Genomic DNA, 11,485 nt, shown 5'->3' with positions numbered 1-11,485 from the left:
TGGAGTTAGCAGATACGATATAGAATACCACCGGCAGCATACATCCCTGAAGCAGCCCGGTAGATGGAAGAAGTTGCTCCGTACAAACAGAAAAGGGAGTCCAAAGACTCCCTTTTCCTATATCGAAGTACGCTTCCGGATTAGTTGTATCCCGGATTTTGCTTCAGCCCTGGGTTGGCATCCAGACGCTGCTGCGGAATCGGGAACAATACTGTATGCGGAGCGGGGTTACGCATAAACTTGCTGGTAAAACGACCTCCTACATCGTTGAACTTACCAAAGCGGATCAGGTCACTGCGGCGCCAGCCTTCCCAGGCCAGCTCGCGGCCACGCTCAGCCAGTAGTTCGTCCAGTGTCAGCGCGGTCAGCGGGGTTACTCCCGCGCGGGTCCGCACCAGATTCACATCCGTCATAGCCTCAGCAGTTTTGCCCAGGCGCAGGTTAGCTTCGGCGCGCATCAGATATAGATCTGACAGACGGATCATAGCCCAGTCATTGTCCTGATCAGTTACTGTGTTGTTACGCTGGATCTCGTACTTACCCAGACGGGCGCCCGCTCCCTGGTACTCAGGATCCGACGAGGTAAACTCATCTGTACGTACCTCAGGAGTAAATACCAGCGGAAGACCCGCGTCTGTCAGCAGCTGAGTACCATCGGCCGCATACTGAGGGCCGACGATAAACATACGCTTGCGGACGTCATTGTTTTCGAACGAGTTATAGAACTCAGCCAGGGAGCAGAAACCATTCCACGGAGTATCAGCCAGACCGTAGGTGAGCTTGTTACCATAGTGTAGGGTACGGTACGGGATGTTCATACCCCCCGCCTGAAAACGATCAAACGGAATAGCCCAGACGTTTTCGTTAGAATTCTCATTGCGTACAGCAAAGTTCTCGAAGAAGTTAGACGACAGCGAGTACTCGCCTGAGTTGATGATCAGCGTAGTCTCATCGATCACTTTCTGCCATTCGGGTGCTCCTTTGTATACCTGTGCGTTCAGGTACAGCTTGGCCAGCAGGGCGTGAGCCGTCATCTGGTTGATGCGTCCGTAGGACTCTCCCTCGATCAGGTTGGGCAGCGCCTCTCTGAGCTCTTTCTCTACAAAGGCATATACCTCCGCTCTGGGGCTGTTGGTTACCTGCGTAGCACCCGATCCTTCGGTAATGATAGGTACGTTACCAAAAGTATCCAACGCTATGAGGTAGTAGAAGGCACGTACGGCCCGCAGCTCCGCAACCGCGTTGGTGTTATTTCCTACCTGCGGGATCAGGTTGTTGATGGTGTTGATACCTGTCTCGTACAACCAGCCCCAGATATTGTTGATACGGCTGTGGGTGGTAGCCCAGGTGTGGCGGTTGTAGTTGAGCCACTCACCACCATCGTACCAGTCCCGACCGCGGGTAGGTACCAGCATCACGTCGGTGGTTACTTCGGTATTATGAATATGTTCGGCATAGCCACGTATGCCCGAATAGGCAGGACCAAGAAGAGCCGCCAGCTGCTCGGGAGTTCCTCCGAAGCCTTCTTTGGGAATGATCCCATACACTGACTCTTCCAGATTGGTACAGGAAGCCATCGTAATAGCGCCCGCCAATGCCAGATAGATTAATGATTTTCTCATAGTTGCTACTATTGTTAGAATCTTCTTTACGTTTTTTTCGGCCGTTTAGTATCAGTACTCTGTATATCAGTTAACTAATACCTACAGATCATTAGAATGAAAGGTTAACACCTAACTGGAACGAACGTGAGCGGGGGAACTGCTGCTTGGTATAGATACCAGAGTTGATAGTACCAGCAGTGAGTTCGGGATCTACGCCCTTGAACTTCGTCAGCACAAACAGGTTGTTTCCGGATACATACACCTGCGCGTTTCTGAGCACACCTTTGACAGGGATGTTGTAGCCTAGTCGGAAGTTAGACAGACGAACGAAGCTACCATCCTCCACAAAATAACCGAAGGCGTCGGTAAGCTCAGAGCGGATGGGCGAATCAGCCGCACCACGCAGCGTGTTTTCGTCAGGGATACGACCCGTAGTACGGAAGTACTGCATCCGCTCGGCGTTGAATATCTTATTACCAAACGCACTGTTCAACAGGAAGCTCAGGTTGAAGTTGCCGTAGGTGAAGTTGTTGGTCAACGAAGCAGTCACCTTAGGTAGCGGACTTCCAAGTACCCGTCGGTCAGCCTGGTTGAGCTGCGAAGTACCCGACTCATCCACCGCCGAGTAGGTGCTTCCGTCGGCCGCCCGGATTACGTACTGTCCTTCTGAGTTGATCTCAACTACTTCGTAGCCGTAAATAGCACCGATAGGTGATCCGGCCTGAATTACGTTGAAGTTAACGTTGGAAGTACCGCGGGTAGCCGCTCCCAGATCCGTACCAATGAAGATCTGCTCAGGGGCATTGAAGATACCGCTCGACAGGCCTACTACCTCGTTCTTCAGGGTAGCTCCTGCAAATACAGCCTCCCACTTAAAGCCAGGCTTATCAATGATCAGACCGTTCAGTGATAGCTCCACCCCGCTGTTGCGCATCGAACCTACGTTAGCCAGAATGGTCGGGTACAGAGGTCGGATGGAGAGGGGAGCTGTTACTTCGTACAGCAGATCACGGGTATTACGGACGTAGTAGTCAAGTGAACCGGTCAGTCGGAAGTTCCAGAGTACAAAGTCGATACCGGCTCCGTAGTTTTCGTTTACCTCCCACTTCAGGTCAGGGTTGGGGTTCTGTACGGGGCGGTACGAAGGCAGCCAGTTACCATTGTCGTAGTACCGGTCGCCAGGTCCCAGCAGCGCCAGGGTAGTATAAGGTCTGATACCCTCGGAGTTACCCGTCTGACCGTAGTTAACACGCAGCTTCAGGTTATTGATGGTTTCGTTGCCTTTCAGGAAGTCTTCCTCACTCAGGGTCCAGCCCAATGAAGCCGCCGGGAAAAGTCCCCACTTGTTGTTAGCTCCAAACTTGGTCGACCCATCCTGGCGAAGGCTTACGGTAGCGAAGTACTTCTCATTAAGAGCAGCCGTAGCACGACCGAAGAAAGAGATCAGCTTGTAGTTGCTGCGGTACGAGTTTACGGCATCGCTGGCACGCTGTCCCAGGGCCAGACCGGCACCCGCACCCAGGTTATCAAACAGGATGTCGTCGGTGATAAAGTTGTTGTTACGGGCCGCAAAACCTTCGGTAGTCACATCCTGGTACGAATAACCACCCAGTACGCCCAGGTTGAGGCCGCTGATCTGCTTGCTGTAGTTAAGAGTAAGTTCCAGCAGCTTGTCATCGGTAGGAGGCATAAATCCAAAAGCATCATTAACCGGACCTACGTTGGTACCTCTAACCGCCAGACCCTGGGCAGCAATACCCGACTTGGGCACGCGGCTTCTATAGAAGTTTACATTCTGGTTGTATCCTTTGAGGGCTCCGTTTACGCCAAAGGTCAGGTCGTTGGTAATGCTGTAGCGCAGGTTGAGGTTACCCAGGTACTCAAATGACTTGGAGTACTGCGTAGTTTCGTTGAGTTCGGCCACAGGGTTGAAGATCGAGAACGCTCCCAGACGCTCGAAGTAGCCAGCCATTGAGGGAGTCTGCTCGTTGGGATCGGTCGTATACACCGGGTCGGTAGGCAGGTTGGTGATCGCATAGGCAAAAGCCGCGTAGTTCACAAAGTCACGCTTGCCAGTAATAGCCGACAGGCTGGTCCCGATTCTTAGCTTTCCGTTCAGAGCGGTCTGGTCCAGGTTGATACGGGCACTTACCCGCTCATAACCCGACTTCTGTACTACCCCCTTCTGGTTCAGATAACCCAGTGAAGCCCGGTAGCTGAAGTTTTCGGTACCACCCGAGAAAGCCAGATCCTGCTGATTGACCGGAGCCGTGCGAGTAATTTCATTGAACCAGTTGGTGTTGGCACCTCTGTCGTCCAGGGTAAAGCCCAGCTGGCGGGAAGCCGCACGGTACTCCTCGGCACTCATATAGTCAGGAGCCTTAGCTACCCGGCTGAAACCCGTGTACGCATTGTAATCAACACTGGCTGCTCCGCTTCTACCACGCTTGGTAGTGATGATAATTACCCCGTTAGAAGCGCGTGACCCGTAAATAGCAGCCGAAGATGCATCACGAAGTACATCTACACTTTCGATGTCGTTGGGGGAGATGTTCTGAATGGGTACCCCGGGTACTCCGTCTACTACGTACAAGGGTTCCGAACCGGCGGTCAGTGATCCTACCCCGCGCAGACGTACCGTAGGACGGGCGTTGGGGTCACTACCAGTCTGGGTAATATTAAGACCAGCCACTTTACCCTGTACGGCCTCGAGTGGGTTGGTAACTACCCCGGCGTTGAACTCCCGGCTGCTGATGCTGGAAACGGTACCCGATATCTCTCTGCGCTTCTGAGTACCATATCCTACTACTACCACCTCTTCCAGCGCCTTGGTATCTTCGGCTAAGGTTATGTTGATGGTAGTACGGCTATTGATCGGTACTACCTCATTTTTATATCCCACAAAGCTGAATACGAGGGTAGCCGTTGCCGGAGCCGAAATAGTGTACCCACCGTCCACATCCGTGTTGGCACCGCGGGTTGTACCTTGTATCGTAACAGCCACCCCGGGCATTCCCATGCCGCTGATATCTGTTACTTTTCCTGTAACGGTTATATCCTGGGCCATCACCAGGCCAACTGAAACTAACAGAGCCACTGCTGTCAGCCAGAGACGGTTTAGGCCCACATAGTCCCGTTTACGACTAGTTGAGTAGGATTGGTTCCTCATAGGTTGATTGATTGTTGGTTAAATTAAAAGTACTACTGCAGGTCTTTATTTCTCCGAGCGAAGAGGCGAGAGGACGATTTCCGGTTTGTAACAATGCAAGGCAGCCGCCGGAATAGCATTCGGGTGTGCCGGGGAATAAGCGAGCACTTTGTAATCAGATGTAGAACAGTACTTGAAGAAAGTAGAATCAGTCATAGGCAATGCTACTTAGAGACAAAATGTTGAATCCATTATTCCATCAAACGCAGTAGAAGGCACCTTCCATCTGCTTTACGATATACCCTACATCAATAAGTCCTATACTATGTCAGAATATTGATATATACATGCAAATATATGCAAATTCATACGCAGAAAACAAGAAATGTTTGCATTTGTTTACTATGACCTCTTACTTCCTTTCTCATGCTAAAGGACGAACGTCAGCACTGGATTTTAAATAAGCTGGATAAGTGCAAAAAGGTATCTCTTGTAGCCATCAGTCGGGAGTTGGCCGTATCGTACGACAGCATCCGGCGTGACATCATAGAACTAGAGGAACGTGGCCTTCTAAAAAAAGTACATGGCTGGGCCATTGCTAATTGCTACCTACCGACCCAGGCGGGTAAGGTCATTCCCAGTCCCAACACAGAGCTATCGTCCATAGCCAGCAAGGCTCAGCGACTTTTCAGGAATGGCCAGACCATCCTGATGGATGGCGGCATCACCAATCTGCATATAGCGGAGCAGATACCGCTCTATCTGGAGGCAACCGTGATCACCAACAGTCCCCGGCTGGCTATTTCACTGACTAATCATCCTAGCGTAGAGGCGATTATACTTGGTGGCGCCTACCACAAAAATCACCAGATCACCCTCGGCAGCGAAACGTCACTGCAGCTTCGCCACTTCAAGGCTGACCTTTATTTTATGGGAGTATCGGGTATACACCCCAAAGAGGGTATCACCATCCGGCACTACGAAGAGTCGCAGCTCAAGCGGCAGATGATGACTGTAGCGGCGCATACCATCGTGTGTGCCACCACCGAAAAAGTCAATAAAGTGGAGACCTATCAGGTATGCCAGCTCAGGGACGTCGGGACCCTTATTACCGGTAGTTCTGACACAGTGCTGGAATCCAATAAATGGCCGCACCAGAATGTGCAAATTCTGTAAAATTTACTATGTAAGGTAGTTGATACATGCGTAACTTTGGGGATATTTTGGTTCTTAGTTACTAAGTATGACACCTCTTCCCCCTGTTACAAATGCTGACCTGGAACAACTGGCCGGTCAGCTTGACGGTGAACTCCACTTTGATAATACCATGCGTACGGTGTACGCCACCGACGCCTCCGCCTACCGCGAAATGCCACTGGCCGTGGCTATGCCTTCCACGCACGAGGATCTGAAGCGTCTCATTGCTTACGCCAGCCAGAAAGGCATATCGCTGATCCCGCGCACAGCGGGTACATCGCTGGCCGGACAGGTAGTAGGAGCTGGAATAGTAGTAGATGTTTCGCGCAAGTTCAACCGCATCCTCGAGATCAACGCCGAGGAGCGTTGGGTACGGGTAGAGCCGGGCGTCGTACGGGATGAGCTCAACATGGCACTGAAGCCCTACGGCCTGTACTTCGGCCCCGAAACCTCTACGGCCAACCGCGCCATGATTGGGGGAATGGTAGGTAATAACTCCTGCGGCTCCAACTCGGTCGTATACGGCAGTACCCGTGAGCACCTGCTGGAGGTCAAGGCCATCCTGGCTGATGGTTCCGAAGCTACTTTTGGCCCCATGTCGGCCAATGAGCTACGCGCTAAGACAAAAAGTCCGAATAAACTGGAAGCACAGATCTACCAGAAAACCGTAGATATACTGGACAATCCGGTGAACCAGGCCGAGATTCGTAAGAACTTTCCGAAGCGGTCCATCGAGCGGCGTAATACCGGCTACGCGCTGGATATGCTGCTCGACTGTCAACCTTTTACCGCCGACGGACCCGAGTTCAATATGTGTCGGCTCATAGCCGGTTCGGAAGGTACTCTCTGCTTCCTGACTGAGATAAAGGTTAATATAGTACCTCTGCCTCCCAAGACGCAGGGACTGGTGTGCGCCCACTTCAATACCATTGATGAGACACTACGGGCTACCATCATCGCCCTCAACTACAAGCCACAGGCCGTAGAGCTGATCGATAGCTACGTACTGGAATGTGCGGCTGCCAACCCGGAGCAGCGCAAAAATGCCTTCTTCGTAAAAAATACGGATGCGGGCGAGTACCCGGCCATTCTGGTAGTAGACCTGTCGCGTGAGACACCCGAGGAGGTAGAGAAGCTGGCGGCCGATATGGAAGCCGAAATGCGGGCCGCTGGGCTGGGATTCCACTTCCCGCTGCTCTTTGGTGAAGATACCAAGAAGATCTGGACCCTGCGCAAGGCGGGACTGGGTCTGCTGGCCAACCTGCCCGGCGACGAAAAGGCCGTAGCTGTAATCGAGGATACCGCCGTGGACGTGTACGATCAGCCGGACTACATCCGCGACTTCAACGAGATTCTTAAAAAGCATAATATGTCGGCGGTGCACTACGCCCACGCCGGCTCGGGTGAGCTGCACCTGCGCCCCATCATCAACCTGAAGACCCAGGAAGGTCACCGGCAGTTCCGCCTCATTGCGGAAGAGATTGCGGCCCTGGTGAAAAAGTACGATGGCTCGCTGTCGGGTGAGCACGGCGACGGGCGCCTGCGGGGAGAATTCATCCCCAAAATGGTGGGTGAGCATAATTACGGGCTCTTCAAAGAGCTCAAAAAGACCTGGGATCCGCAGACGGTCTTCAACCCCGGTAAGATTGTGGACACGCCGCCCATGGATACCTTCCTCAGGTACGAGGCCGACCAGCAGACGCCCGAGTTCAAGACGTACTTCCGCTACCCTGATCAGGACGTACTGCAGCACGCCGAGCAGTGCAACGGCTCCGGTGACTGCCGCAAAACCCAACTGAGCGGAGGTACCATGTGCCCCAGCTACATGGCCACCCGTAACGAGAAGGACACCACCCGCGCCCGGGCCAACATCCTGCGCGAGATGCTGACCCGCTCCGATAAGCCCAACCGCTTCGACCACCACGAGATCAAGGAGGTGTACGACCTGTGCCTCGCCTGTAAGGGCTGTAAAGGCGAATGTCCCTCCAACGTCGACGCGGCTAAGCTCAAGATGGAGTTTCTACAGCAGTACCACGATGCCAACGGTCTGCCGATGCGCTCGTGGCTGGTGGGTAACTTTTCCAGGATGACCGGACTGGCCAGCTACGTACCCTGGGGCTATAACCTGATCTTCAAGAATGCACCGCTGCGTCGGGTAGCTAATAAGATAGTTGGCTTCCACCCCGACCGCACCATGCCCCTGCTGCACAGCACTACGCTGAAGAGCTGGCATACTATGCGTAAGCAAACGGCTAAAGCGGATCGGCAGGTGTACCTGTTCTGCGATGAGTTTACGAACTTTAATGACGTAGAGATAGGCCAGAAGTCCATTATGCTGCTGGAAAAACTGGGCTACGAGGTAGTCATTCCTGACCATGGTCCATCGGGGCGCCCCCAGCTGTCGAAAGGAATGCTGCGGGATGCAAAGAAGATTGCCGATAAGAACGTGCGGATGCTCAAAGACGTTGTGTCATTTGAAAGCCCGCTGATTGGTATCGAGCCTTCGGCCATCCTGACGTTCCGCGATGAGTACCCCGACCTGGTGAGCGAAGAGCTAATCGAAGACGCCAAAGCCCTTGCCAAAAATACGCTGCAGCTGGATGAATTTATCGCCCGTGAGATTGACGCCAAGCGCATTTCGAAGAGCCTGTTCAAGCAGGAGAAGAAGCTGATCAAGCTACACGGTCACTGCCAGCAGAAAGCTATATCCAGTCTGGTACCTACCAAGAAGATGCTCTCGCTGCCCGAGAACTACACCGTACAACTCATTCCAAGTGGATGCTGCGGGATGGCGGGCTCGTTCGGCTACGAGGAAGAGCATTACGATGTATCCATGAAGATTGGAGAACTGGTGCTGTTCCCGACGGTACGTCAGCAGCCCGAAGAGGTCATCATCGCTGCACCGGGTACCAGTTGCCGACACCAGATACACGATGGTACCGGCCGCCGCGCCATGCACCCGGCTGAGATCCTGTGGGAGGCACTGGCCTAAGATATATCACTAAAAAGGGACGCCCATCGGCGTCCCTTTTTGATTTCTACTCTACGTAGTCCAGCTCTTTGCCGTAGGTTTCCTCCATGTACCAAAGCGAGAACAAGGCTATGGCAAAGCATAAAACACCTACCATGGCTCCGGCTTCTATCACGCCCCAGTCTGGCTTGAGGTACTGGTACAGGGGTAAGGTAAGCAGCACCGTTGCACGTACATTGTTAGCAACGGAAGTGGTAACGGTAGCCCGCAGATTGGTACCAAACTGCTCGGCCGTAGTGGTCAAGAACATGGCTATGTAGCCGATCGAAAAGCCCAGCCAGGCATAACAGGCATAGAGCGTACTGGCTGAGCGAATACCGCCGTACAGTAGCCACACGCAGCCCACAAAGGTCATGGCGATCATAATGCCAATGGCCTTCCGGCGCGAGCGCAGCCACTGGCTCAGCAGGCCACTGAAGAAGTCTCCCAATACCACCCCTATGTAGGTATAGAGTACCGTACGCCCGGCCTGTACCTCTTCAGTAAGCCCCAGGGCCTTGGCAAATTCATTCCCAAAAGTGGCGTATATCCCAATGACCAGGTAGGTAGGCAGAGCCATTCCCATGCAGCGCAGGTACCGGATCAGGCGCGAGCGCTTGGAAAATATCGTCCACCACTGCCCCCGCTTTACGCCCTGCTCCACCCGGTCGAATAGGATGGACTCCAGTACATTCACCCGCATGGCCAGCAGTACCAGTCCCATCCCGCCACCGATCCAGTAGGCGGTCCGCCAGTCGGACAGAGATACAGTAAAGAAAGCTGCGATAGCTCCGAGCAGGCCTACTCCCGCCACCACGGAGGCTCCGTAGCCGCGTAGCTCTTTGGGGAGTATTTCAGCGATAAGAGTGATGCCTGCTCCCAGTTCACCGGCCAGGCCCAGCCCCGCCACAAAGCGCAGCAACGCGTATACTTCGGGATCCTTAACAAAGCCACAGAGAATATTAGCGATGGAATACATCAGGATAGAGCCAAAGAGAACGGACCGCCGTCCCATCTTATCCCCCCACACACCCCAGGCGAAGCCTCCCAGCAGCAGACCGGCCTGCTGCCAGTTATACACCCGCGCCCCCACAGTTGACACCTCCTCTTCCGAGAGGCCCATGTCCCGCAGGCTGGGCACCCGGACGATATTAAATAGCAACAGATCATAAACATCCACAAAGTAGCCAAGTGCCGCTACAATCACGGGAAGGCTCAATACGGTGCGTAGGGTACTAGGTTGAGAGGAGGAGGAAGTAATCATAGTGAGGTATTAGCTGATAGCTGTTAGTAATTAGCTTTTTAATTACCGAGGTATGGAGAATTTTTACAGAAACAAAAAGAGTAGGGAGACTTCGAATACCTGTGAGCTTTCCTCATTTCTACTTCGTGCCGGGCCGCCGGTGCGGTAAAAATAGTAGTTGTTGCATCTATTTTAGCTAATCGCTAACACCTATGAGCTAACAGCTAGAAAAAACCGCTGGATCTTACTCGATCGGCGGCTTCCTTCTCATGCTTTTCACGGCAGACTTTCGCTGCTTTTTCTGCAAGCGCTCCACTACCGAAGCCTGGGTGGGGCGGGTGGCTTTTCGTTTCTTTTGTACAATGAAGGCTTCGCGGATGAGGCGGTCAAACTTTTGTACTACCTTGTCCTTATTGGCCAGCTGCGAGCGCTCCGTTTGGTGATATAGCACCAGTACCCCCTCCTGCGTGAGCTTATTAGCCAGCTTTTCCAGCAGCGTCGCCTTCTGCTCCTCGCTCAGCACGGCCGAGCTAGGTACATCAAATCGCAGCTCTACCTTCGTTTCTACTTTATTCACATTCTGCCCCCCTTTTCCACCGCTGCGGGCGGTCTGGAACTGGAGTTCAGAATGTAGCTGTTCTGGATTGATCATTACAATCAGCAATAATTTGTTGTACTACTTCTTTTAAAACGGGGAGTTCTTTGACTACAACTACCCATACCATCCGCACAGAAACTCCGAAATACTCGTGAACTATAATATTTCTGAACCCCTTGATGCCTCGCCAGTCGATGGAGGTATACTTTGCCTTAGTTTCAACCGACAGTGCATTTACCGCCTCACCAATAATAGTAAGCTGCCTTTCGGTTGCGCTTCTGACCAATGAATTGAATTTGAATTTTTCAAAATCAAGGTCTGCCACGTAGACCTCAATCTCTTGTATGGACTCCAGAATATGCTGGCTCGCTGACAATCATCAAGCAGGTTTCTCATAAATTAACTTTTTGTCCTTCTCAATAAAAGGGCGCAGGTAAGGCGACAGGCCATCTTCGGTTACTACGTCTACATCTTTACCTAATAGTTCTTTCAGATCTTCCAGGATTCGCCCTAAATCAAATAGACTCACCATTGTCTCAGGATCGAAATCAAGCAGAAGATCCACGTCACTGTCAGTAGTTTGTTCATCACGAGCATATGATCCGAAAATGTACGCTCTTTGTACAGATGTAGCCCGCAAATAGCCTACGATTTTTTCCTTTACTTCCTGCTCCATGGTAATCCC

8 protein-coding genes are annotated in these 11,485 nt (G+C 52.5%); 2 read left to right on the top strand and 6 right to left on the bottom strand.

Features of this window, described 5'->3' with window-relative positions; translation table 11 throughout:
• Positions 1-140 precede the first annotated feature (140 nt).
• Both JTN23_RS05150 and JTN23_RS05145 read right to left on the bottom strand, forming a co-directional pair.
• Entirely contained in the window at positions 141-1,622 is a 1,482-nt protein-coding gene (locus JTN23_RS05150) for a RagB/SusD family nutrient uptake outer membrane protein (protein WP_247232860.1), read from the bottom strand.
• A 91-nt stretch (positions 1,623-1,713) separates the two neighbouring features.
• Positions 1,714-4,773 carry a SusC/RagA family TonB-linked outer membrane protein gene (locus JTN23_RS05145; protein WP_247232859.1) on the bottom strand — a complete coding sequence of 1,020 codons (3,060 nt, stop codon included), beginning with the start codon at positions 4,771-4,773 and terminating at the stop codon, positions 1,714-1,716.
• A gap of 405 nt (positions 4,774-5,178) precedes the next feature.
• On the opposite strand from JTN23_RS05145, the gene JTN23_RS05140 reads away from it, so the two are divergent.
• Both JTN23_RS05140 and JTN23_RS05135 read left to right on the top strand, forming a co-directional pair.
• Positions 5,179-5,928: a DeoR/GlpR family DNA-binding transcription regulator gene (locus JTN23_RS05140; protein WP_247232858.1), complete on the top strand. Its 750-nt coding sequence runs from the start codon at positions 5,179-5,181 to the stop codon at positions 5,926-5,928.
• A gap of 67 nt (positions 5,929-5,995) precedes the next feature.
• Complete coding sequence (locus JTN23_RS05135; RefSeq protein WP_247232857.1) at positions 5,996-8,941, top strand: FAD-binding and (Fe-S)-binding domain-containing protein; 2,946 nt, start codon at positions 5,996-5,998, stop codon at positions 8,939-8,941.
• A gap of 46 nt (positions 8,942-8,987) precedes the next feature.
• Here the strand turns inward: JTN23_RS05135 and JTN23_RS05130 are convergent, their stop codons facing one another.
• From JTN23_RS05130 to JTN23_RS05115, 4 genes are all read right to left on the bottom strand, one after another.
• Positions 8,988-10,223, bottom strand: coding sequence for an MFS transporter (locus tag JTN23_RS05130; RefSeq protein ID WP_247232856.1), 1,236 nt, complete (start codon positions 10,221-10,223; stop codon positions 8,988-8,990).
• A gap of 223 nt (positions 10,224-10,446) precedes the next feature.
• The gene (gene arfB, locus JTN23_RS05125; RefSeq protein WP_247232855.1) at positions 10,447-10,854 is read right to left on the bottom strand and encodes an alternative ribosome rescue aminoacyl-tRNA hydrolase ArfB; all 408 of its coding nucleotides are present in this window, start codon (positions 10,852-10,854) and stop codon (positions 10,447-10,449) included.
• On the bottom strand, positions 10,826-11,125 hold the full coding sequence (locus JTN23_RS05120; RefSeq protein WP_247232854.1) for a HepT-like ribonuclease domain-containing protein: 300 nt from the start codon (positions 11,123-11,125) through the stop codon (positions 10,826-10,828). The genes arfB and JTN23_RS05120 overlap by 29 nt, the downstream gene beginning before the upstream one ends.
• Positions 11,126-11,179: 54 nt before the next feature.
• A complete protein-coding gene (locus JTN23_RS05115) occupies positions 11,180-11,476 on the bottom strand; it encodes a nucleotidyltransferase family protein (RefSeq protein WP_247232853.1) in 297 nt (98 codons plus the stop codon).
• Positions 11,477-11,485: the final 9 nt, after the last annotated feature.

Origin of the sequence: Telluribacter roseus (assembly GCF_017355915.2) — a bacterium.
Lineage (GTDB): Bacteria > Bacteroidota > Bacteroidia > Cytophagales > Spirosomataceae > Telluribacter.
This window is presented reverse-complemented; position numbering and strand designations above follow the sequence as displayed.